Here is a 23,273-nt window from a genome sequence, read left to right as displayed (position 1 = left end):
ACCGATATGCTCAAGACTCCACTGCTCCACCCCGAGCTGCTGGCGGCCCTGGGCCGTTGCGGCCACGGCACCCAGGTGCTGCTGGCCGACGGCAACTATCCGCACAATACGGGGGCCCCGGCCGCGGCCACCCGAATCCCGCTGAACGTGACCCCGGGACTGCTGAGCGTCGATCAGGTGCTTGAGCCCCTGGCCGCCACGGTCAACATCGAGGCCGCGACCTTCATGCTCGACGCCACCGGCGGGCGGGCCCCTGCGGTCGACGGCTACGGCGCGCTGCTGCCCGATGTGCCGTTCACCGGCCTCGAGCGCTTCGCCTTCTACGATGCCGCCCGCGATCCCAACATCGCGGTGGTCGTGGCCACCGGGGATCAGCGTCAGTACGCGAACCTGCTGCTGACCATCGGGGTCGTGGCCTGATGTTCGACGCGCACCTGCACCTGTGGGACAGGGACCGCTTCGCCTATCCGTGGATGGACGGCAACGCGGACCTGCCGCAGGCCAGTCTCCCGGGAGCCCCCGGCTTCCCCGCTGGGGGCTTGCCCGCCGGCGCGGTGTTCATCGAGGCCGGGGTGGCCGAGGCCCAGCGCCTGGACGAGGTCGCCTGGGTCACGGACTTGGCCGCGGCCGCAGACATCCGCGGGATCGTCGCGGCGGTGGACCTGCTCGACACCGTGGCGCTGACCCGGCATCTGTCCGACCTGCGGGAATTCCCCCTGGTGGTGGGGGTGCGCGATAACTTCGAGGGCCTGCCCGCAGGGGCCCTGGCCGAGCGCCTGCCCGGCCTGTTGGCCGTCTTGGCGGCCGGTCTGCGGGTGGATGTGTGCATCCGCCACGAGCAGGCAGCAGAACTCGCCGGGCTGTTGGAGGCCGTGGCCGCTGCCCGCGGGGACGCCTCGGGCGTGGTGCTCGACCACATCGCCAAACCCGGCCTGGAGGGGCTGGCCGGGGTGTCCGAGGCCGCGCAGCGCTCGGCGGTGCTCGCCGCGGCACGGGACGCCTGGCTGCCGGGGATCCGGCGCCTGGCCACGATCGGATCCCTGGCCGTGAAGATCTCCGGCCTGCCCGGCCAGGTACCCGGTCCCGTCACCGGCGAACTGGCCGGGCAACTGGCACAGACTTTCCTCCCACCGCTGCTGGAGGCCTTCGGACCGGACCGGGTGCTATTCGGCAGCGACCACCCGGTCTCCACCCTGGCCCACGGGCTGGACTACCGGGTCTGGTTCGGCGCGCTCCACCTCACCCTGGCCGGCATCCTTAAGGCCGATGAGCTTGAGGCGGTACTGAGCGACAACGCTCTACGGTTCTACGGCCTCGCAGACCTGCCGACAGACGAAGACCTGCCCGCAGACGACCGGGCCGGGAACACTCAGACTATGAAGGAGTCACGATGACTGTGAAGAATCCGCTGATCGGCCGACTGGCCGATCTGCACACGCTGGGCTTCGGCGGCGCTCCGATCGGCAACCTGTACAGGCAGATCACCGATGACGAGGCCCGGGCCGCCGTATCCGCCGCCTGGGACGCCGGGATCCGGTACTTCGACACTGCCCCGCACTACGGGCTGGGCCTGAGCGAGAAGCGCACCGGCGCGGTCCTGGCCGATAAGCCACGCGATGAGTACATCCTCTCAACCAAGGTCGGCAGACTGATCCGGCCCGCCGAAGAACCCAAGGAGTTTGACGACGAGGGCTTCGCGGTGCCCGGTGATATGGCGCGGGTGCGCGACTATTCGCCGGCAGGGATCGAGCGCTCCATCACCGAATCCCTGGAGCGCCTGGGCGTCGATCGGATCGACATCGCCTATATCCACGATCCAGACGAATTCTGGGTCGAAGCGCTCGAGGGCGCGGTGCCCACCCTCAACCGGCTGCGCGATGAGGGCGTGATCGGAGCCTGGGGCGCGGGAATGAACCAGGCGCAGATGCTGACCCGCTTCGTCCAGGAGACGGACATCGACGTCGTCATGCAGGCCGGGCGCTATACGCTGCTGGAACAGGGCGGTCGCACCGACCTGCTCCCGGCCGCCGCGGCACGCGGTGTGGGCGTGGTCAATGTGGGCGTGTTCAACTCCGGCATCCTGGCCAATGAGAACCCGCTGACGCAGGCGAAGTACAACTACGAGGAAGCTCCTGCGGACATCGTGTCCAAGGCCCAGGCTCTGGCGGACCTCGCCCGTGCCCATGGGACCACGTTGCCCGCGGCGGCCGTGCAGTTCAGCCTGCGCGACCCCGCGGTGACGAATGTGACTCTGGGAATGCGCACGCCGGAACAGGTGGCGCGCGACGTCGAACTGTTCGATGCCGAAGTCCCCGAGGCCTTCTGGGCCGAAGCGGTCTCGCGTGGCCTCCTGGAACGCGACCCCGCCGACTACCGCTAGCCCCCCGCTTGAGCAGTCACTTTGGTCTGAAATCTGCCCGGATTCTCGGACCAAAGTGACTGCTCAGCCAAGAAAAAACCTATATAAGGAGACGTTATGGAATTCCTGCGCATCGGCGAGAAGGGGCACGAGACCCCCGTCGTCCACGCCGGCGACAAGCACTACGACATCAGCTCCATCGGCGACATCGACGGGAAGTTCTGGGCCGAGGGCCCGGCCCGGGTCGCAGCCGCGCTGGAGTCCGGTTCCCTGCCCGTTATCGACGTGGCCGGCCAGCGCATCGGAGCGCCGATCGCCGCGGCCGGCTCCGTGATCTGCATCGGCCAGAACTACGCCGAGCACGCAGCCGAGTCCGGGGACAATCCCCCGGAGTCGCCCATTATCTTCTTCAAGACCCCCAATACGGTCACCGGTCCCTACGATGCCGTTGGCATTCCGCCGCAGGCGCAGAAGTTCGACTGGGAGGTCGAACTGTGCGTGGTCATCGGCAAGCAGGTCGAGTACCTGACGAACACGGATGACGCCCTGGATGCGATCGCCGGCTACATGGTCGCCAACGACCTGTCCGAGCGCGACTACCAGCAGACCTACTCCGGTGGCCAGTGGGCCAAGGGCAAGTGCGTCAAGGACTCGATGCCGGTGGGCCCCGTGCTGGTCACCGCCGATGCCATCGACCCGCACAATCTGAACCTGTCCAGCCGCGTCAACGGCGAACCCCGGCAGGGCTCGAATACCTCGGACATGATCTTCCCGGTGGAGGAGATCGTCTACCACCTGTCCCAGTTCATGCAGCTGGAGCCCGGTGACATCATCTCCACCGGAACGCCCAAGGGCGTGGCGCTGTCGGGCAAGTTCCCGTTCCTGGCCCCGGGCGACGTCTCCGAGGTCGAGGTCGAGGGCCTGGGCTGCCAGAAGCAGGAGTACTTCCAGGTCACCGTCCCCGCCGGCGCGGGTGCTGTGACCGCTATGGATCGTCTGAAGGGAGACAAGTGAACATGGGTGCTAGCGAGAGCATCGATACGGAATTCACCGGCCTGTCGGCCATCGTCACGGGTGGGGCCTCGGGAATCGGCAAGGCCGTAACCGAACTGCTGCTGGCCCGTGGGGCCAAGGTCGCGGTCTTCGACCTCAACCCGGATGCGGCACCGGCCGGTGCCCTGGGCATCAAGTGCGACGTCTCCGACCGTGATTCGGTCAACGCCGCCGTCGAGTCCGCCGCGGGCGAATTCGGTGGAATCGACATCGTCATCAACAACGCCGGGATCGGCGCACAGGGACAGGTCGACGCCAATGACGACGCCGAGTGGAACAAGGTGCTCAACGTCAACGTGGTCTCCGTGGCCCGGGTGACCGCTGCGGCCCTGCCCCACCTGCGCCAGTCCGAGCACGGTGCCGTGGTCAACACGGCCTCGATCGCCGCGACCGCCGGCCTGCCCGAGCGCGTGCTGTACTCGGCGACCAAGGGCGCGATCTACTCGATGACCCTGGCCATGGCCGCCGACCACATCCACGAGGGCATCCGCGTCAACGCCGTGTGCCCCGGCACCGCCAACACCCCCTGGGTCACCGGTGGACTGCTGAGCAAGGCGGAGAACCCGGAGGAGGAGCTGCGCCAGCTCAACGCCCGCCAGCCCCACGGCCGCCTGGTCGAGCCGACCGAGGTCGCCAGGACCATCGCATTCCTGGCCAGCCCGCTGCAGGGTTCGACCACCGGCACCGCTGTCGCCGTGGACGGCGGCATGCAGGGCCTGCGCCTGCGCGACTGATTCCAGGCTGATTCCGGGGCTGGGCCCGGGCCCGGAACCCAGAGCGCCGCCCCGTCACACATATTCCCCGGTTCAACCGATGCGCGAATATGTGTGACGGGGCGGCGTTGTTATTGGAGCCGGCTCAGCTGGCCGATTCGTATTCGGGTCCGCCCGTCTCCGCCGCCCAATCCTGGACCCCGGAGACGTGCACGATCATCGCCGCCTGCGCCCGCTGCGGGTCGCCGGCCGCCAGGGCGTCGAGGATCGCCTGGTGTTCCTGCAGGGTCTGTTCCACCGCACCGTCCTGGGTCAGCCCACGCCAGGTGCGCGCCCTGCTGGTCTTGACGGACACCGCCTGCAGCAGGGCCGCCAGGTAGTCGTTGTCCGCATAACCTGCGATGGTGCCGTGGAACTCGAAGTCCTTGTCCACCAGCGATTCGATGGACTGCGGATCGGTCTCGTCGATCAACCGCTGCAGTTCGGCCAGCCCGGCGGCGTCGATCCGCTGGGCCGCACGGTAGGCGGTCTCCGCCTCGAACACGCGGCGCACATCGAGGATCTGGGCCAGCGAGCCCGAGGAGTGGACCTCGACTAAGAACCCGATGGCATCGGTCAGGTCCGCCGCTGACAGGGACGTGACATAGGTGCCGGAGCCCCTGCGCACGTCGAGCACATTGATGAAGTCCAGGGCCTTGACCGCCTCGCGCAGGGAATTGCGCGACAGGCCCAAGCGCTCGGAGAGCTCCGCCTCCGGGGGCAGGCGGTCCCCGGGTTTCAGCTCACCGGTGACGATGAGGTCCTTGATCTTCGCCAGTGCATCGTCCGTGAGCGCCATGCCACTATCCTACCGGTGCAGGAGGGCTGTTCGGCCCCGAACGGCCCGAGCGGATCTGCGCGATTCCGGGCCGCTGCGCGGGTTCGATGCCCTGGGCGAAGCGGTCCAGGGAACACCGCAGATGCTCCTCCATCGCAGCCCTGGCAGCAGCCGGATCGGCATCCGCGATCGCCTGGGCGATCGCCTGGTGCTCGGTGATGGTCGCGGTGGAATCCGCGCCGGGCGGATACAGCCGGTACAGGTGCAAATGGGCGTGCAACTGGGTGAAGGCCGTGGTCAGGAAGGGGTTGTCAACCGAATCGAAGATCGCCCGGTGGAACACCTCGTCATGGTGCGACATCTGGCGGACCAGCTCGTCTCCGGCGGCACCAGCGGCCTCGAGCGCCCGGAACCGGTCGAGCTCGGCGAGCATCGCACGGCCCGGATTGCCCACCCGGCTGGTCGCGGCCGCGCCCGCGGCCCAGGGTTCCAAGAGCAGCCGGACCTCGTACATATCGCGCAGCGCGGCACCGTCGAGCAGGCCGGTGGTGGTGTAGCCGCGGGGGGCCGCCACCACCAGGCCCGCGCCCTCGAGCATCCGCAGGGCCTCACGTACGGGGGTCTGCGAGACCCCCAACTCACGGGCCAGGCGATCCATGTTCAACCGGGTGTCCGGAGGCAGGTCCTTCGCGGAGATCCGCTCGCTGATCGACTCGTAGACCGCAGCGACGGTGTCCTGCTTGGCGCGGTCGGACTTGGCGGTGCCGGGGGTGCTCATGGGCGCAGATCGGCCATGAGCTCGCGCAGTCCGTATGTCCACGGGGCCAGCTCCTCGCAGGCGCCCACCCGGTTGACCAGGCGGCCCACCAGGGGGTTCTGGATTGAGACCACGTCCCCGTTCGCATGGGTGAAGCCCTCGCCCGGGACATTGCGGTCCTGAGTGGGGGCGAACAGCGTGCCGGTCATAATGGCGCAGCCGTCCGGGTACTGGTGATGGGCACCCAGGGCAGCGGCGACGAGGCGCTCGAAGGTCCGCGAGAGCGAGCCAACGGAGTTCACCCCGTGCAGTTCGTAGCCGTCGGTGCCCCTGACGCTCAGGTCGATCGTGAAGGTGCGCGCATCCTCGATCGTGAACCTCTCGTCGAAGATGCGGATGACCGGGCCCAGGGCGGTCGAGTGGTTGTTGTCCTTGGCCATGCCCAGCAGCAGGGCGGACCTGCCCTCGACATCGCGCAGGTTCACGTCATTACCCAGGGTGACACCGACGATCCGGCCCGTCGGGGTGACGAGGAGGACCAGTTCCGGCTCCGGATTGTTCCAGCTGGAGAAGGCGGGAATGCCGATCGTGTCCCCGCTGCCCACGGCGGACAGCACCTGGCCCTTGGTGAAGACCTCGGGGTCGGGGCCCAGGCCCACCTCCAGGTACTGCGACCACCAACCGGCGGCGATCAGCTGTTCCTTCACGGCCGCGGCCTCGGGGCTGCCGGGGACGATCGCGGACAGGTCGCGGCCCACGGCCTGAGCCATCTGGGTGCGGATCGCGGCGGCGCGGGCGGGATCGCCGGCCGCGCGCTCTTCGATGACGCGTTCGATCATGGAGCCCGCGAAGGTCACACCACAGGCCTTGAGCGCCTGCAGGTCGACCGGTGGCAACAGCGTCAGGCGCTCGGGCCGGGGCCCCGCCTGTGCGTGGTCGGGCAGCTGCACCTGGTCGATCGTCCACGTCGCGGGCCTGGTCATCAGGCCGGCCAGGTCGCCGGCCAGGTTCTCGCGCTCGAGCAGATCGGCACAGGTCAGTCCCAGCGCCGAGGCGTCCCAGAGCTCTTCGCCGCGGTAGGCCGCGACGACGGGGCGGGATTGGGCGGGGTCGTACAGGCGGGCGACGAAGGTGCCGTCCGTCTGGTCGACGGGTAGGACCTCGCGCACGGTGGCGGGGAAGGCCGCGGTCAGCGGGCCGGTGGTGCTCATCGGGCGGCCTGCCAAACGCCGTCCACACGGCGGGCGATGCCGGTCGGGTTGGCCTCCTGGAGTTCGGCGGGCAGCTGCGCGTCCTCGTAGTCCTGGAAGGCCACCGGCCGCATGAAGCGGCCGATTGCGGCGGTGCCGACCGAGGTGCCGTACATCGTGGCGGCAGGATACGGCCCGCCGTGCTGCTGGGCGTAGGACACGGTGACGCCGGTGGGCCAGCCCCCGCGCAGCACGCGGCCGGCCTTATCGGCCAGAGCGGTCAGCACGTCGGCGACGTCCTCGCCGTCCTCATTGTGCAGGGTACCGGTGAGCTGGCCGCCGAGCAGGCCGATCGTCTCGATGAGCTCTTCGCGGTTCGCATACGTAATGATGACGGCGGCGGGGCCGAACATCTCGGTGTGCAGGGCCGGGTGGTCCGCGCTCAGGTCCGCGGCCGCGATGGTCAGGATCGCAGGGGCCGGCGGATTGGCGTTGTCGCCTGCGACCTCCGTGGTCACGCCGGGGGCGGCTGCGACCTCATCGCGGTGGACGGTGAAGTTGTGCGCGATGCCCTCGGTCAGCATGCCGGCGCCCATGTCCTGGGCGGCCAGCAGGGCCGGCAGTTCGGCGTTCGCCTGCGTGGCGGCGGCAGCCGGCAGGAAGACCATGCCGGGGTTGGTACAGAACTGGCCGACACCATTGGTCAAAGAGCCGGCGAAACCGGAGAGCAGCTCGGTGGCGCGGGCGTCCCAGGCGGCCTCGGTGATGACCACGGGGTTCAACGAACCCAGTTCGCCGTAGAACGGGATCGGGGTGGGTCGGGCCACGGCGCGGTCGAACAGGGCGCGGCCGCCGGCCTCGGAGCCGGTGAAGCCGATGGCCTTGGTCAGGGGGTGGTCGACCAGGGTCTGTGCGGCCTCGAGGCCGGAGACTCCCGCGAACAGGCCGGCCGGCGCGCCGGCGGCTGCCAGAGCGGCGGTGACGGTCTCGACGACCAGAGTGCCCAGGCCCATGTGTGCGTCGTGGACCTTGTGGACCACTGCATTGCCGCCGGCCAGGGCCGCGGCCGAGTCCCCGCCGATGACGGAGAAGGCCAACGGGAAGTTCGAGGCGCCGAACACGCCGATGACGCCCAGCGGGACGTTGATGCGGCGCAGGTCGGGGCGCGGGCCCATCCCCCAGGTCGAATCGGCGTGGTCGATCGTGGCGTCGAGGAACTGGCCCTCGCGGGCCTCCTGGGCCAACAGCTTGAGCTGGAAGCAGGTGCGAGTCAGTTCGCCTTCGAGGCGGCCGGCGGGAAGGTTGGACTCCGCGACTCCCAACGGCACGATTTCGGCCCGGCGGGCCTCCAGCGCGTCGGCGATCGCGTCGAGCCAGCCGGCGCGTTCCTCCCTGCTGTGGGTGCGAGCCGTGCGGAACGCGGCATCGGCGGCCACGATGGCGGCCGAGGCGGCCTGGGCTCCGGAGACCACGGGGTTTTCGGGATTCGGGTTTTCGGGATTCGCGGGATTGGACACGGTGTCAGTCCTTCCTGAGATGATGCAACGACTTTGTTGTCCCCACCATATCAAACACCTATAGGAAACCCTAGGTTCCTATAGGTGTTTAAATCCTCTAGGCGCTCTGCACATTCCAGCGGCGCAGGCTGCTGGAATGTGCTCCCAACCGGCGACACGCCCGCGCGTTTGCTGCTGTAGAACCTCACGTCTTTGCTGCCACCGAATCCCACGAGAGCACATTCCAGCGCAGCCCCTGCCTGAAATGTGCAGAGCACTTCAGGGTGTCAGATGAATACGGCCAGTATGTAGACCATAACGAGGCCCACCACGCTGCCCACACAGGTCGCAAGGCTGACCGACTTGGTTGCACCCTTGGTTGTCTGTCCGAGCATGGTCTTCGCCATCCAGAAGTAGTTGCTGTGCACCGTCATGAAGAACAGCGATCCAGCAGCCGCGGACAAGGCGATGAGTAGGGGATCGACGCCGGCAGAGGAGGCAACCGGAGCGAGGAACCCTGCTGCGGTGATCGAAGCAACGGAGACCGAACCGATTGCCACGTGCAGAACAACGGCCAGGATCCAGGCCAGGAGAATGGGAGAGGCGGCACCGGTGCTGAACATACCTTCAAGCACCTTGCCCAGACCGATCGCTTTGACGACTCCGGCCAGAGAACCACCGAGCCCGGTCAGGGCGAGGATCTCCCCGCTTGCGGAGAAGCCCTTCTTCATCGTCTCTTTGAGGATGTCATTGCCCTCGTGGACGAGAAGCATGATGGACGCGATGAACGTTGCGAGGAACATGGCGACCATCGGGTCGCCGATGAACGTCAACAGCGGCGCCTCGATTTTCATGCTGCTGACAATGGAGTTGGCGGCAATGAGCACCAGAGCCAGAATCACCGGGCTAATGGTCAGCGGCAAGGGCAGTCGATGCTTCTTACCGTCCTCTTCCGGCTGCGCCATACGGAACGATTCCAGCGCAACCGGGTCCTCGTCGGTCTCAGGTTTCCAGAACTTGAAACGCACGAAGAGCGTCTTCATGATGAAGATCGTCACAGAAACGCCGACGATGGAAAACAGAGTTCCGAATAGCAGGAATTTGGGGAGGGGAACTCCCACCAAGGAGCTCAGTGCGAGCGAGCCGACGCTGGGGATCATCATGGTCAGGCCGAACAGGCAGCCCATGCAGAGCGAGACGGACATGATACCGACGCCGGCCGGGCCGATCCTGCGTGCGACATTGCGACCGATCGGTGCGGTGATGACCAGAATGACATCGGAGAAGATCGACTGCATGATCGTGCCGTTGGTAACGCCCAGAGCATATGGGGCCAGGCGCCTGCCCGACATCTTCATCAGCACGGACACCAGTTTTTCGATCGCTCCAAGTCTGGACAGAATCACGCCGAGGAGAACACCGAACATGACGAGCATGCCGATGTCCGCCATGAGTTTTCCGAAGCCCTCGACGACGGTCTCCGCAGTCTTCTCAAGACCGAGTCCAGACGTCAGACCAAGGTATAGGGCGCCGATTACCAGCGCGAAAAGCGGATGCAGCTTAAGAGCAATGATGAGGACTATGACACCGACGATAGTGATACCGGTGTTGATGAGTATGAGGCTGTCTGCCACGGGAGTCTCCTCGATTCGCCATTGAATGAGATCGATACATGAGTGACAAACCGGTTGGATCAGGACACAGGAAAGTATCCAGACACAGTCGGCTTGCCTGAGGCTTGGACGGACTCACGGCTCGTGCGGCCGATGCGCCCATCCAGAAGGTAGTTATGACCGTGCTCATCGATTGCAGTATGGGCACGGGTCTCAGAGCCGGAGAGCACCTCTTGTAGAAGGTACTTGTGTCGTTCGACGTTGTGCGCCGGATCTTCGGTCTCGGCCAGCATGCGAAGGTTCAAGGACATCGCGAGCTTGACTTGAGCGATCGACTCTATGTAGGCGGAGACAATCCGATCGTTACCGCACAGGCGGACGACTTCGATGTGGAAGTCGAAGCTCACACGGGTGAGCTCAGACGTGGGCTGATTGGTGCTGAAGAGTTCCTCCATTCGGGAGAGCTGAAGGTTGGCCTGAGACGCATCCACGTCCCCGCCGCGCCCATGACCGTAAAGGTGGTGGACGGCCATATGCTCCAAACCCTCGCGGAACGTGACGATCTCGAAGAGATCATCACGGTCCAATTTGGTCACTTTGGCGCCCAAGCGCGGCTGACGGGTCACGATTCCGGCACCTTCGAGTAGGTGCAGTGCTTCTCGCACCGGTCCGCGGGAGATTCCCAAACGCTCGGTCAGGTCTTCTTCGATCAGGCGCTCGCCGGGGATGAGCTCACCGGAGAACACCAGCTCACTGATCTGATCAGCGGCCCACTGTGTCAGGCCGGCAGCTTTGCCGGATGCCCGACCCTTGGCGGATCGATTGCCCGTGTTGTTCATCATGGCCCCTCGACGATTTCTATTGTCTGCATTATTGTAGACAATAGAAAGTGACACGCAACACAAGAAAGTGATGATGGCACAGACCAATCCGGGCTTCGAGTCCGCGCAGACGACAAACGGCACCTCCCCCACAGGGCCCCTCAGCGGTGTGACGGTGTTGGAAGTGGGCGTGTTCATCGCCGCGCCTTTCGCCACAACACAACTGGCTGATCTCGGGGCCCGCGTGATCAAGGTGGAACCGCCCAAGGGCGGCGATCCAGTGCGATCCTCTGGGCCCTTCCTCGAGGGGGAATCAAGCACCTTCATCCGGATGAATCGGAACAAGGAATCGATTGCCCTGGACCTGAAATCTCCAGAGGGCAAGAAGGCGTTCCTGACTTTGCTGGATCACGCAGACGTGCTGATAGAAAACCTCCGCCCGGGCTCGCTGAAGAAGATGGGCTTGGGGTATGACGACCTCAAGGGCGACCATCCAGGTTTGATCTACGCATCGGTTTCAGGCTGGGGACAGACCGGGCCCCTGGCCAAGCTGCCCGGGCTCGACATCATGGCCCAAGGGCGCTCTGGCCTGATGAGTATTACCGGGTTTCCTGATATGCCGCCGGCCAAGGTCGGGGTTCCGATCTGTGATCTCACCACCGCGCTCTACGCGACAATCGGAATCCTCTCGGCACTCTATGAACGGAAGACGTCCGGGCAGGGACAGTACATCGATGTGTCCCTCTTCGAATCCGCCGTGTCCCTCGCGGTCTGGGAAGCCGGGGCCTACTACGGCAATGGCAGTGTGCCCACTGCCAATGGCTCGGCGCATCAGGCTCTGGCGCCCTACCAGGCCGTGCAGGCCAAGGACGGTTACGTGACGATCGGCGCCAACACCCAGGGGAACTGGGAGCGTTTCTGCACAACCTTCGACTTCGCAGATCTTGCCGATGACCCGGACTTCGTCGATCCTCCTACGCGGATGACCAACCGCACACGGCTGATCTCGATCATCGAGCAGCGGCTGCAGGATCGGACCGTCCAGGAAGTCGTCGATGCCCTCAATGAGGCCGGAGTACCCGTTGGCCCCATCTCGAAGTACGACCAGGTCTTCACCGATGAACATCTCGCGTCCCGTGACTACTTCTGGACTGCGCCCCATGCGAAACTAGGTGACGTCGAACAACTGGGCAACCCCATCAATCTGTCACGTTCGGGCACTGTGCGCAGCAAGGCGGGGCCGATGCTCGGCGAACACAATGTCCCGCTCGCCGAGGAATTCGATCTGGAGGTATGACCCATGGCAGATTTGGAAGTCGACGTTCACGATTCGGTACTTCGAGTTGTCTTCAACCGTCCCGAAGCCAGGAATGCCATGACCTCGGACATGTACGCAGGTCTACTGGAGGCTTGTGAAAGAGCCGATGCGGATCCGAAAATTCGCGCGGTGTCGATGCGCGGCGCCGGGGGAAAGGCCTTTGTCGCCGGCACAGACATCGCGCAGTTCCGCGGATTCACGGGAGAAGACGGCATAGCGTACGAGCAGACGATCGCCGATACCTTGTCACGGCTTGCGATGATGCGGAAACCCCTTCTCGCATTCATCGACGGACACTGCGTTGGAGGTGGTCTGGGCCTTGCCGCATGTGCAGATGTCCGCGTTGGGAATCCTCGGGCCAGTTTCGCCGTTCCGATCGCCCGCACACTCGGCAACACACTCAATACGACGACATTGGATGTGCTCGTCCAGGGCTTCGGAGAGTCGCGCGTCCGCTCCATGCTCATCGGGGCCCGGGCTGTGCGAGCCGAGGAAGCGCTTGCCTGTGGGTTCCTTACGGAGGTGAGCGAGAATCTTGACGAACTACAGGACGAGTACGAACACCGGATTTCCCACCTAGCACCCCTGACCCAGTGGTCCATCAAAGAGAACTTGCGGCGACTGAAGGCTGCACAGACCTCGGCTGCAGAATCAGCGGAGCCGAATGATTCAGATGTCGTATCGGCGGTGTACGGCAGTGCCGACTTCGCGCACGCAGTCGAAGCATTCCTGACCAAGCAATCCTATGAGTGGTCTGGTCGCTAAGCCACGACCGACCAAAGTGCTGGCAGGACCCCAGGGGTCCTGCCAGCACTTTGGTCGGTGTTCCGCCCCTCACACGAACAGCGCGGATGCCTTGATCACGGTCTGGACCAGCGCATAGAGCAGGCCGACGATCACCACGCCGGTCAGCGCATAGGCCGCCACATGGTAGAAGCCCCCGGTCGACAGCATGGGCGAGTCCCCACCGGAGGCATTGGACTCGTGCACCAGGGCGGCCTCGACCTCGGCCGGCTCTGCACGGTACTTATCGGCGACCTTGCCGATTAGCAGGTTCGCCACGAAGCCCACCGCCAGGAGCCCGACCATAATGCCCATGGACAGGGTGTACACGGCCGGCCCCGTCGCGCCCGCCCGGGTGCGCGACTCGATAACCGTATTGACAATCAGCGGACCCACCACGCCAGCGGCCGACCACGCGGTGAGCAGCCGGCCATGGATCGCACCCACCTGATAGGTACCGAACAGGTCCTTCAAATACGCCGGAGCCGCGGCGAAACCCCCGCCGTAGAAGGACAGGATGAGCATGGAGGCCGCGACGAAGAGGACGATATTGGCCCCACCGAACAGGGCCACACACAGGTACATCAGAATGCCCGCGCCCAAATACAGCGTGTAGGCATTCCGCCTGCCCATATAGTCCGAGGCGGTCGACCAGACGAACCGGCCGACCATATTCGCGATCGACAGCAGACCCACGAAACCGGCCGCCGCGGCAGGTGTGATCTGGGAGAAGAAGCCCTGCACCATCGGCGCGGCGTTCTCCAGGATCCCAATCCCGGCGGTGACGTTGGTGAACAGTACGATCCACAAGAACCAGAACTGTGGAGTGCGCATCGCCCGGGACACGGACACCTGCCCCGTGGTCGCCACCTTGTGCGCGGCGACGCGGGCCGGATCCCAATGCTCCGGATGCCAGTCAGGGTGCGGCAGGCGGATCACGAAAGCGCCCACCGCGATCGCCACCGCATAGATCAGCGCCAGAGTCCCGAAGGTCGGTGCCGCACCGGCGGCCAACTGCTCCGGGGCGCCGCCCCCACCGAAGATGCTCATCAACGAGTTCGACAAAGGACTGGCGATCAGCGCACCCCCGCCGAAGCCCATGATCGCCAAACCGGTGGCCAGACCGGGCCGGTCGGGGAACCACTTCATCAGCGTGGACACCGGCGAGATGTAACCGATCCCCAGACCGATCCCGCCGATCACCCCATACCCCAGATACAGCAGCCACAACTGTCCCGTGACGATCCCCAGAGTGGCCACCCCGAAGCCCACCACCCAGAACACACCTGCAACCACCATGGCCTTGCGCGGGCCCGCCCGCTCCACCCAGGTACCACCGATCGCAGCGGAGATCCCGAGCATCGCGATGGCCACGGAGAAGACCCAGCCGACCGCGACCTCGCCCGCGGCGAAGCGGTCCATGAACGGCGCTTTGAACACGCTCAGCGCATAGACCTGGCCGATGCACAGGTGAATGGCGAGTACCGCCGCCGGGATCAGCCAGCGATTGAAGCGCAGTGGGGCGACGATCGCCTCGCGGTCGAGGATACCGGGGCGCGAGCGGGTCAGGGGGGACGTGGAGTGCATAAGGAGGATACTGACCTTTCCGAGGTCACTGGGGATGGCGTCCGAACAGCCCGATCATAGCCGGAGGTGACAATGACTGGGCTACGGTGTTAAACGCATCGCTTGAAAGGACATCCCGGTGAGCACCTGGCGCACTCTCATCACCCGCACCCAACCCCCGGTCTCCCCGTTCCAGGTCGTCTCGGGTGCGCTCGGTGCGGGAATCATCATCGCCGGCTTGGGACTACTCGCCACCCTCACCGGTCAACCCCTGCTGGCGGCGGCCTTCGGGTCCTCGGCGGCACTGATCTTCCTCGTCCCGGATTCTCCCCTGGCACGGCCCATCAACGTCTTGGGCGGGCATCTGAGTGCGACCGTCATCGGACTGGCCGTCCGTTTCCTCCTGCCACACGCCTGGTGGGCGATCGCCATCGCGATCACCCTGTCCATCGCCACGATGGGACTGCTGCGGATCGCCCATCCTCCGGCCTGCGGGACCCCCATCGTCGTCATCACCGCCGGCGCCGGTTGGTCGTATCTGCTGCTGCCCGTCCTGGTGGGCGCAGTGGTTCTGGCAGCCGCAGGTGCCGCCTACCGGGCATTCCTGGCCAGGCGAAGGACCGCATAGGCCAAACGGTTCTCCACCGCCCCGCCACATGCCATCACTTCCCAAAGCCGCCCATCTCTTGTTAGTGTCTAAACACCGAACGTACGTTCGGCCGGTTTGAAGGCTGTTTCGAAGACGAACTGCCCGAATCCGGAAGTGCACAGATAACGACGACGTTGTCCGAAAGGGGTCGATGATGACCGATAGCACCAAGAAAGCACCCGAGCTGACCGAACTACTGGCCGACTCACCCACCAACTGGGGCAAGTGGGGACCGGACGACCAGGTCGGCTCTCTGAACTACCTGACCAACGCCGAGGTCCTGCGCGGCATCAAGTCCGTGAACTCCGGCGACCTGTTCACCCTGCAGCGCCTGATCGGCGATCCCAAGGGCGACCCCGTGTGGCCCGGCCGCGAACCCGCCACCGTTGAAATGGTGTGGGACGAAGCCAGCTGGGACGGCGAGGGCGCACCCCAGTTCCCCGGCGGCCTGCACTACGCCGACGACACCATGCACGCCTTCCTGCAGGGCTCCACGCAGTACGACGCGCTGGGCCATGTCTGGTACGGCGGGAAGATCTACAACGGCTACGACGCCCGCACCACCGTGGGCGGCCTGGACAAGGCCAGCGTCGAACCCATCGCCGAACGCGGCGTGGCCGGACGCGGTGTGCTCATCGACATGGCCCGCTACTTCGGCGTCGACGCCCTGCCGGCACGCAAGACCTTCGACCACAACGACCTGATGGCCGCGGCTGCACAGCAGGGCGTGACCATTGAGAAGCACGACATCCTGGTCATCCGCACCAACCACCTGCAGCTGTTCTTCGAACAGGGCGACGCCTTCTACGAGGACTTCTGCGAGCCGGGCCTGCAGTACTCCCCCGAACTCGTCCAGTGGTTCCAGGACATGGAGATCCCCAACCTGGTCACCGACCTGATCGGCAACGAGGTCACCACCGACCCGGACACCGGGGTATCCCTGACCCTGCACAATGCGCTGATGCGCAATCTGGGCGTGGTCTTCTCCGAGATCTGCGACCTGGAGAAGCTGGCGGCGGCCTGCGCCGCGGACGGCAAGTGGGACTTCTTCTACGTTGCGGCCCCGCTGAAGATCAACCGTGCCTCGGGCTCCCCTGTCAACCCGGTGGCGATCCGCTGATGGGTGCGACGCTTCCGTTCTCCACGCACCTCGAACCGCCGCACGACACCATGCCGGCCATGTGGGATGCGACCGTGGCAGAACACGGCGAGCGTCCGTTCATCCACTCCTTCGAGGACACGCTCACCTTCGCGCAGGCCGATGCCCGCGTGCGGGTCATCGCCGCCGAGCTCCACCGCCGCGGCGTCAGCAGGGGCGATCGGGTTGCGCTGTATCTGCAGAACGATCCGCTGTTCCTGCTGGCCCTGGTCGCGATCTGGCGGGTGGGCGGCGTGATGGTGCCGATCAACCCGATGAACACCGCCCATGAGCTGCGCTACCATCTGGAGGATTCCGGGGCCAAGGCCCTGGTCACTATCCCCGACCTGTGGGAGTCCGTGGCCGCCGGAGTGGTGGGCGATACCGCCGTCGAGTTCGCGCTGATCGGCGCGCACCGCGCCTGGTCGCCGCTGGGCACCGACGCTCCCGCCGGTTCGGTTCCCCCGATCACCGAGGTCGCACTGCCCGAAGGTCTGGGTGTCGAGTTGGACCTGCCCGGCGCCGGTGACTGCGAGCGCGTTGCCGTGGTCGAGGTCGCCCCCGGCCCTGTGGCCGCCGCACCCGGCGGCGAGCTGCCCGACCCGGGCCTGACGGGCGAGTCGGTCGCGGTACTGTCCTACACCTCGGGCACTACGGGCAAGCCCAAGGGTGCGATGAACACGCACGGGAACCTGACCTTCAATTCGGAGTCCTATGTCGGGTTCACGGGCTTGCAGGCCGGTGAGCCGATCCTCGGCATCGCTCCGCTGTTCCACATCACGGGGCTGGTCGGGCACATCACCCTGGCGATTCGGATCGGTGCGCCGGTGGTGCTCAGCCACCGGTTCCAGCCCGAGGTCATGCTCGAATCGGTACGCCGGTGGCAGCCGGTGTTCACGATCGGTGCGATCACAGCGCTCATGGCCCTGGCGGATTGCCCGCAGGTGCAGGCGGGTGCCGATGGTGGACCCTCCCCGGACTTCGCGTCCTTCAAGGTCCTGTATTCGGGCGGGGCGCCGATCGCCCCTGCACTGCAGGATCGGCTGGAGGGGATCTTCGGAGCGTACATCCACGGGGCCTTCGGAATGAGCGAAACGGCATCGCCCGTGGTCGCCGTGCCACAGGGCGAGCGGGCACCGGTGGATCCGGAATCGGGTGCGCTGGCACTGGGCAAGGCGATCTACGATACGACCGTGAAGGTGCTCGACGACGACGGCAACCCTGTGCCCGACGGCACCTATGGTGAGCTGGCGGCAGCGGGCCCGCAGATCATCCCGGGCTATTGGAACCGGCCGGACGCCAATGCGACAACCTTCCACGACGGAATGTTGAAGACCGGGGACATCGGGTTCAAGGACGCCGACGGCTGGTTCTACCTGGTGGACCGGAAGAAGGACATGATCAACGCCTCGGGCTACAAGGTGTGGCCGCGCGAGGTCGAGGATGTGCTCTACGGTCATCCGGCCGTGTCCGAGGTCGCGGTCGTCGGCGTGCCCGACGAGTACCGCGGGGAGACGGTCAAGGCCTTCGTGGCCCTGAAGGCCGGGACGACTGCGACGCCGGAGGAGATCGTGGCCTACGGCAAGGAGCACATGTCGGCCTATAAGTACCCACGCCAGGTCGAGGTCGTGGACGAGCTGCCGAAGACCGCCACCGGCAAGATCCTGCGCCGGGTGCTGCGGGATCAGTAGCGGGCTGTCCCGGCGAGGCGGGAGCGCCGGCCGGTCATCGCAAGCGCATGATGCTGCGCTTCCATAGGAAAGCGCAGCATCATGCGCCTATACCGTTGAACGCAATTGGCCGCACGGACGGGAATGAGCCGCCGCTGGTTCCAAAGCCTCGAAACCGGCACGCCGGCAGGCCCAAACCGCCGATCCACTGCTAGAATTTTAAGTTTTTTAAGTCTTTTTAAGACTCAGGTTCATCGGAGGAACCGCCTATGCCCGCACGGCCCCCGCCGGGCACACGTTTCCAATCGCCTGGTGGTCGGCGATCTGTCTGGCCTCTTAAAACTAGCGGTAACGACGAAAGCCTCAGGCACCAATCGTCCTACTGGTGCCTGAGGCTTTCTTCCTGTCCCGTCGTAACGGGTGACTGGTATGAGCATGCGGTCGAGCGCCTAGCTAGTCAAGCGTTGCCCTGAAAGTCGGGTACTTCAGCCGAAGAGTGGGAGTGCGAGCAAGGTCTGAATCTGCTCGAACACCCACTGCCCCAGTTCACCACCGAGTGCCCCGGCCAAGCCGGTGCCCAGTGCTGAGATGAACTTTTTTCCCTTACCGGTCTTCAGGCCATCTTCGATCCCGTCGACCAGCTCTGCTTGTTCGGGTGCCGCCTCGGCCACCTTTGCGCGAATACCGGCAACGATGTCCAATGCCGTCTGCAGGTCAGTGTTCACGTTCTGCTGAGTGTTCAACGTGTTGTGGTCACCCTGCGACACTGCGGCAATACTGCTGCCAGTGAAGTTGTTGTTGATGTTGGTTCCCATGTGGTTTCCTTCCACTTTGTCGAAATCCTCTGGACCATAGCCGGATTCCAGACACCGGCGGCCACGCCGCTCGATTGAGGACCGCACCAAGGGGACTCCCCAAGAGGCCAAAACTTTAACCATTCCCATTTCTTCCAGTTCCTGAACCTCCTGCTCGCATTCGCCCACAGAGACGGCTGGGCGGACAGCACCCGCCAGATGGGCAGCCAGCTCGTCCGCAGAACCCCCAATTCGGTCTTCCTCAAGTACCGCCAAGATCCCCAGTCCGATCTCGTCGCGTCGGACCTGATTCGCCTTCCGCCTGAGGACGACGTCCTGACCAGGCTTCAGGTGCACATCACGCTGACCGGTCAGGTCCTTCTCCCCAGAGACGACTCCCCGCTCGAACAGTTTCTGTTCCGCAGCGGCTTTGTTCTCCAGCGCGAGGTCACCGTCCGAAACCTTGGCACTGGACACCCCGTGTTCGGCCATCCAGACTGCCAACTTCAGTGCTTCATGAGTCAACGCTTCCATCTTCTTCATCCTCTCTTACCCTTCTTGGTGCGGCCACAGGAGATTCTGCCCTCCGCCGACCTTTGTTCCGTCACCGGACAGCACTCGCCGCCGGCCCCAGCACCACTTCGATGAACGACCCGTCTAGCACGGACGGGAATCCGAAAAGGAAGCCCATCTCCAGCGCGAACACGACCAGCAGAACCAGGACAGACTTCCAAGTAGTAGTCTCAAAGCTCTGTGCTGCTTTAGTCACCCAGGAGAACCGCGAAAGACTCTGACTCATCCGGCTATAGGCGTCCCAACCGACAAGTGACAACGCGGCGCTCACATCGAGAAGCAGAGTCATTGTCAGTCCGACCAGTGCGAGCAGGGCCATCACCAGCAGCTGCGGATCGCGGATGAATAGCTCCGCCGGCGGTTCAATAGTGAAGGACAGAATCCAGGGCAGAACGCCATCATTGATGCTGGGCACCACTGTGACATCGTGCAAGGCATTGGCTACATCGACCATCGTCTTGCCGTCCCAGCTGAACTGGAAGATGAAGTATCCCAACAGCACTGTCGCAATGATCGACAAGCACAGTTCGACCACGACATATGCGGTCTGCGGACTCTTCGCATGTCGTCGGTCGGACACCAGGAACCGGATGGTGACCACGGTCAGCATGAGCGCCGCACCAACCATGCCGCCCAGGACGGGGATGAAGAAGCGTCCGAATGCTGCTGCCGCGACCAGCAGCAGAACAATCACCAGAGCCAACATGCCGTTGCTCATGCCCGGTTGGCCACCGCTGGTATATCCGACAGAGTGCCGGATGTTGTACTGGATTCTCTGGATTGTCGTGTGGTTCTGTGTCTGGTCGATATCGACCGTTCCCGAGTTATCGGTGACGACGGCCTGTTGCCCGTCCTTGTTCTTCGCCTTGACCTGTTTGCCCGAGCTGGGCGGTTCGTGGGTGAAACCCATCTTGTTGCCCAGCGGGAGCGCTGCGACGAACAGTGCGCCTAGGATCGCCGAGATCGTTCCGCTGGCGATGCTTTCCACAAAGTCGTTCATGTTCTTGCCTTCCGTTCGATGGTGCCTGTCGGTTCGGTTCCCTCTTCTTCTCTTGATGTGCTCTATAGCGCGGTGGTGCTGCCGAGGTCTTTACGTCTTCTATGGCCCTCTGGCGGACTGGAACCGCACACAACTCATTTCTTCAACTTTCCTTCGTAGAGCACTGATGCGTAGGAGCTACCCGCGCTGAACTCGATCTGAACGGTCTCAGCGCCCTTGATCCCGTAGGCCACAGTGCGCGTCTGCTTACGCCCCGCCTGGATCTTGGAGAAGTCGGCCCCTTCCAGACCACCGGCAGTATCGAAGACCTCTTGGGCCTCTGTTCCCTCATCGCCGACAGAGACGGAATCAATGGATGCAAGCCTTCCGTCAAAAGTCCTGTCCGAACCGTTCTTCACCGTGATGGAGAACTTCTGCAGGGCACCGCCGCTGTCCTCAGCGCCGATTCCCGATGACGTGACCCGACCGGATCCCAAGTACTTGATGGTGACCGCGAGTCCGTCGTCGTAGGTCCAGGTTTCGCCGAATGCCTTGACGTCCGACTCCCCGGCATCACCGGAGAGCGCGTCATCGCCGGCCGGCGCAGCACCAGCTCCGGTCTCCACCGGTGCGTCCGCCACTTCGTCGATGTCCTTGACCGGCGTGCTGGAGTCTAGGCCGGTTCCGCAACCGGTCAGCATGAGCGCGCTGCATGCAATAGCGGCCAGGGTGCCCGACATGCGGGTGATGAGGGTCTTCGAGGTCTTCATAGTAGGTCCTTCCGGGAAGCGAATGTGTGTTGATCGGTATCCATCGTGGGACAGACCATGCTCATTTGTCCTCAGCTATTCCGTTAAGCCCCCTTAACACTTTTTCGAGTCTCATCCACACACTTTTCCACTACTGTTGATATCGATAAGCCCGCCGCAGGAAGGAGGAATCGTGACGGCACAGTTGTTGACCATGCAGGACATCGCCAATCTGGCACAGGTGTCCCGCCCAGCCGTTTCCCAGTGGCGCCGCCGCGACACCATCCGTGGCGCCCACGTCCCCTTCCCCTCCCCCGTATCCCGTCACTCCGGCGTGGAGCGCTTCGCCTACGACGACGTGACAGCATGGCTACGCAAAACGGAAAGGGGCAACAACCCCGAATTCGCCGAGGACGCACCCTCCCTGGCACTCCCCGAACCGGCTATCGCCGAGGCCACCGCGCTGGTGCTACTCGCTCTGCGGACTGCTGCGCCCGATGACCTGGTCAACCTTCCGCCCGATGCGCTGGTCACTCTTGCTGTAGAGCTGGACCCGGAGGACTCCTTCTTGTTCTCGGAAGCCCTGGACGCGGAGTTCACCCCTGAAGAGCTGCAATTCGTCGACGGGCTGTACTCCGCCTCCTATGGTTCAAACGATGCACTGGCCCGTCTGGATGCTGGCCGGATCGCCAGGAACCAGGGCAAGCGCGGCTTTACAGACGACCTTATGGACGCGCTGTGCGCTGTCATTGACGCAAGTGGGTCCCCCGTCACGGTGTCTGTCGATTCCCCGGACTTCCTCCCGATAACCAGGGCGAAGATGTGCGCCGGCCTGCAGATGAAAGCCGCCGACTCCGAAACCGAAGCAACCGATACCACGCAGGAACGCTTGACCAGACTGCGGGCCCATATCACCGGAATTCCCCTGGCGACGCCGGATTCGGACCCATGCTGCGCCATCATGTCAGTGCATGGACTCCCCCGCGAGTCAGTGTTCTCCGCTATTGACGACTTGGCCCTCAACCTGACTGATCAGGACAGGGCCATCGTGATCGGACCGGCCGATATGCTCTGCGAGCGTCCGGAGAACCGAGCAACGGCCGAGGACCGCGCAGTGGCCCTCCGCGCCACGCACTCATCGAACAGTGGACGTCTGGCAGCGGCCCTGCGCCTGCCCCGGGGCTGGTGGAAGGAATCCGTCAACCAGGCCATGGGACTGTGGCTGTTGGATGGGACCGGGGGCATCAAGCACCCGTATGTCGCCGACCTTGTCGACCAGCGCATCGACCTCACCGAACTACAGAATGATCTGGCTGCAGTCCTTCACTTGATTCATCCAGCGGATGCCGGCACTGCACAGAGCTCCGGCCGGTCGTTCAAATATCTGCAGGGCTACAGTGCAGCCGACATCTTCAGCGGCCATCCGGTAGTCCCCGCTGGAGCCATAGCCGAACGGTTCGGGTTGGAGACGACCACGCACATCGATCAGGTGCAGGCCGCCACAGTGCTCACTGCGTCCACATCCGCACCTTGCTTGGACGTCGCGGTGCAGCCCGCACCCGGTCATATGCGGCTTCCGACCGTACCTTTGGGCCAGTTGCTGGGATTCCATGACACCAAGGGAGGCAAGCGTCAAACACAGATCAAGCGGATCAACGGCAGCCGCATCGATCCTCGGGATTCCGACTCCAACGGGACAGTCCCCGTGCGCAGCGCCGGATCCGAAACACCTTTGTTCTACTTGGACCCCATCGACGCGACGAAGGCCTACCCGCAAGCAGCACATACGGAGCCCGGCGATGTGGTCTTCACATGCAATCCACCGGCAGCCCATGTCGATGAGACAGGTGGTTCCATCGTCATGAGTCCCAGCCGAATCCTGCGGGTACACAAGGACCCACCCGCGGAGCCGGAGGTGGATGCGGCCGGGCAAATCGTCGAACATCGCCCCCAGAAACGCACGGTGGGACCGCATGCCCTGGCGGATCAGATCAACCGCCAGACCGGCACCGAACACCTGGCCTGGCAGATCTCGCTGATCCCCACCGACCAGGCGGAGGCCTTGGAGTCCGCATTGCGGGATGCCCAAGCGTATAGAACAGAATTGAACCAACGGCTCGCCGCCGCTTCCTCACTGAGTGAACACCTCATTGCGGGGATCTCCGACGGCACGCTGAACATCGTTGACCGGTCCGGATGGGTCGGCGCGGAGGAACAGGAAGGCACCAACTGAAC

The 23,273-nt window shown here is 64.5% G+C and carries 21 protein-coding genes; 11 read left to right on the top strand and 10 right to left on the bottom strand.

The window, feature by feature from the left end; genetic code table 11:
• Positions 1-6: 6 nt before the first annotated feature.
• From NQ034_RS07725 to NQ034_RS07705, 5 genes are all read left to right on the top strand, one after another.
• On the top strand, positions 7-420 hold the full coding sequence (locus NQ034_RS07725) for an RbsD/FucU family protein (RefSeq protein ID WP_257048089.1): 414 nt from the start codon (positions 7-9) through the stop codon (positions 418-420).
• Positions 420-1,394: an amidohydrolase family protein gene (locus NQ034_RS07720; RefSeq protein WP_257048088.1), complete on the top strand. Its 975-nt coding sequence runs from the start codon at positions 420-422 to the stop codon at positions 1,392-1,394. The genes NQ034_RS07725 and NQ034_RS07720 overlap by 1 nt, the downstream gene beginning before the upstream one ends.
• Positions 1,391-2,380: an aldo/keto reductase gene (locus NQ034_RS07715; RefSeq protein WP_257048087.1), complete on the top strand. Its 990-nt coding sequence runs from the start codon at positions 1,391-1,393 to the stop codon at positions 2,378-2,380. Before NQ034_RS07720 ends, NQ034_RS07715 begins: the two co-directional genes overlap by 4 nt.
• Positions 2,381-2,476: 96 nt before the next feature.
• Positions 2,477-3,373 carry a fumarylacetoacetate hydrolase family protein gene (locus NQ034_RS07710; RefSeq protein WP_257048086.1) on the top strand — a complete coding sequence of 299 codons (897 nt, stop codon included), beginning with the start codon at positions 2,477-2,479 and terminating at the stop codon, positions 3,371-3,373.
• A 2-nt stretch (positions 3,374-3,375) separates the two neighbouring features.
• Positions 3,376-4,146: an SDR family NAD(P)-dependent oxidoreductase gene (locus NQ034_RS07705; protein ID WP_257048085.1), complete on the top strand. Its 771-nt coding sequence runs from the start codon at positions 3,376-3,378 to the stop codon at positions 4,144-4,146.
• 124 nt (positions 4,147-4,270) lie between these two features.
• Here the strand turns inward: NQ034_RS07705 and NQ034_RS07700 are convergent, their stop codons facing one another.
• From NQ034_RS07700 to NQ034_RS07675, 6 genes are all read right to left on the bottom strand, one after another.
• Positions 4,271-4,963 carry a FadR/GntR family transcriptional regulator gene (locus tag NQ034_RS07700; RefSeq protein ID WP_257048084.1) on the bottom strand — a complete coding sequence of 231 codons (693 nt, stop codon included), beginning with the start codon at positions 4,961-4,963 and terminating at the stop codon, positions 4,271-4,273.
• Between the two features lie 4 nt (positions 4,964-4,967).
• Positions 4,968-5,720 (bottom strand): GntR family transcriptional regulator, encoded by a 753-nt coding sequence (locus NQ034_RS07695; protein WP_257048083.1) that lies wholly within the window; start codon positions 5,718-5,720, stop codon positions 4,968-4,970.
• Positions 5,717-6,910, bottom strand: a complete 1,194-nt coding sequence (locus tag NQ034_RS07690; RefSeq protein ID WP_257048082.1) for a fumarylacetoacetate hydrolase family protein — start codon at positions 6,908-6,910, stop codon at positions 5,717-5,719. The genes NQ034_RS07695 and NQ034_RS07690 overlap by 4 nt, the downstream gene beginning before the upstream one ends.
• Complete coding sequence (locus NQ034_RS07685; protein WP_257048081.1) at positions 6,907-8,406, bottom strand: aldehyde dehydrogenase (NADP(+)); 1,500 nt, start codon at positions 8,404-8,406, stop codon at positions 6,907-6,909. Before NQ034_RS07685 ends, NQ034_RS07690 begins: the two co-directional genes overlap by 4 nt.
• Before the next feature lie 266 nt (positions 8,407-8,672).
• The gene (locus NQ034_RS07680; RefSeq protein ID WP_257048080.1) at positions 8,673-10,019 is read right to left on the bottom strand and encodes a GntP family permease; all 1,347 of its coding nucleotides are present in this window, start codon (positions 10,017-10,019) and stop codon (positions 8,673-8,675) included.
• Positions 10,020-10,078: 59 nt separating this feature from the next.
• Complete coding sequence (locus NQ034_RS07675) at positions 10,079-10,840, bottom strand: GntR family transcriptional regulator (protein WP_257048079.1); 762 nt, start codon at positions 10,838-10,840, stop codon at positions 10,079-10,081.
• 73 nt (positions 10,841-10,913) lie between these two features.
• On the opposite strand from NQ034_RS07675, the gene NQ034_RS07670 reads away from it, so the two are divergent.
• Both NQ034_RS07670 and NQ034_RS07665 read left to right on the top strand, forming a co-directional pair.
• A complete protein-coding gene (locus NQ034_RS07670; RefSeq protein WP_257048078.1) occupies positions 10,914-12,116 on the top strand; it encodes a CaiB/BaiF CoA transferase family protein in 1,203 nt (400 codons plus the stop codon).
• Positions 12,117-12,119: 3 nt separating this feature from the next.
• Positions 12,120-12,902 (top strand): enoyl-CoA hydratase, encoded by a 783-nt coding sequence (locus NQ034_RS07665; protein ID WP_257048077.1) that lies wholly within the window; start codon positions 12,120-12,122, stop codon positions 12,900-12,902.
• Positions 12,903-12,971: 69 nt separating this feature from the next.
• Here the strand turns inward: NQ034_RS07665 and NQ034_RS07660 are convergent, their stop codons facing one another.
• Positions 12,972-14,507: an OFA family MFS transporter gene (locus NQ034_RS07660; RefSeq protein WP_257048076.1), complete on the bottom strand. Its 1,536-nt coding sequence runs from the start codon at positions 14,505-14,507 to the stop codon at positions 12,972-12,974.
• Positions 14,508-14,625: 118 nt separating this feature from the next.
• On the opposite strand from NQ034_RS07660, the gene NQ034_RS07655 reads away from it, so the two are divergent.
• From NQ034_RS07655 to NQ034_RS07645, 3 genes are all read left to right on the top strand, one after another.
• Entirely contained in the window at positions 14,626-15,114 is a 489-nt protein-coding gene (locus tag NQ034_RS07655; protein WP_257048075.1) for an HPP family protein, read from the top strand.
• 175 nt (positions 15,115-15,289) lie between these two features.
• A complete protein-coding gene (locus NQ034_RS07650) occupies positions 15,290-16,255 on the top strand; it encodes a cyclase family protein (protein WP_257048074.1) in 966 nt (321 codons plus the stop codon).
• The gene (locus NQ034_RS07645; RefSeq protein ID WP_257048073.1) at positions 16,255-17,964 is read left to right on the top strand and encodes an AMP-binding protein; all 1,710 of its coding nucleotides are present in this window, start codon (positions 16,255-16,257) and stop codon (positions 17,962-17,964) included. The genes NQ034_RS07650 and NQ034_RS07645 overlap by 1 nt, the downstream gene beginning before the upstream one ends.
• A 464-nt stretch (positions 17,965-18,428) precedes the next feature.
• On the opposite strand, the gene NQ034_RS07640 is transcribed toward NQ034_RS07645, so the two are convergent.
• The 3 genes from NQ034_RS07640 to NQ034_RS07630 form a co-directional block, all read right to left on the bottom strand.
• A complete protein-coding gene (locus tag NQ034_RS07640) occupies positions 18,429-19,280 on the bottom strand; it encodes a hypothetical protein (RefSeq protein ID WP_257048072.1) in 852 nt (283 codons plus the stop codon).
• A gap of 61 nt (positions 19,281-19,341) precedes the next feature.
• Entirely contained in the window at positions 19,342-20,310 is a 969-nt protein-coding gene (locus tag NQ034_RS07635) for a hypothetical protein (protein WP_257048071.1), read from the bottom strand.
• Between the two features lie 134 nt (positions 20,311-20,444).
• Positions 20,445-21,059, bottom strand: coding sequence for a hypothetical protein (locus tag NQ034_RS07630; RefSeq protein ID WP_257048070.1), 615 nt, complete (start codon positions 21,057-21,059; stop codon positions 20,445-20,447).
• Positions 21,060-21,231: 172 nt separating this feature from the next.
• Between NQ034_RS07630 and NQ034_RS07625 the strand changes: the two genes are divergently transcribed.
• Complete coding sequence (locus NQ034_RS07625; RefSeq protein WP_257048069.1) at positions 21,232-23,271, top strand: helix-turn-helix transcriptional regulator; 2,040 nt, start codon at positions 21,232-21,234, stop codon at positions 23,269-23,271.
• Positions 23,272-23,273 lie beyond the last annotated feature (2 nt).

Source organism: Brevibacterium moorei (assembly GCF_024580735.1).
GTDB lineage: Bacteria > Actinomycetota > Actinomycetes > Actinomycetales > Brevibacteriaceae > Brevibacterium > Brevibacterium moorei.
Note: the sequence above shows the minus strand (reverse complement) of the source record. Positions and strands in the feature narration are given on the sequence as shown.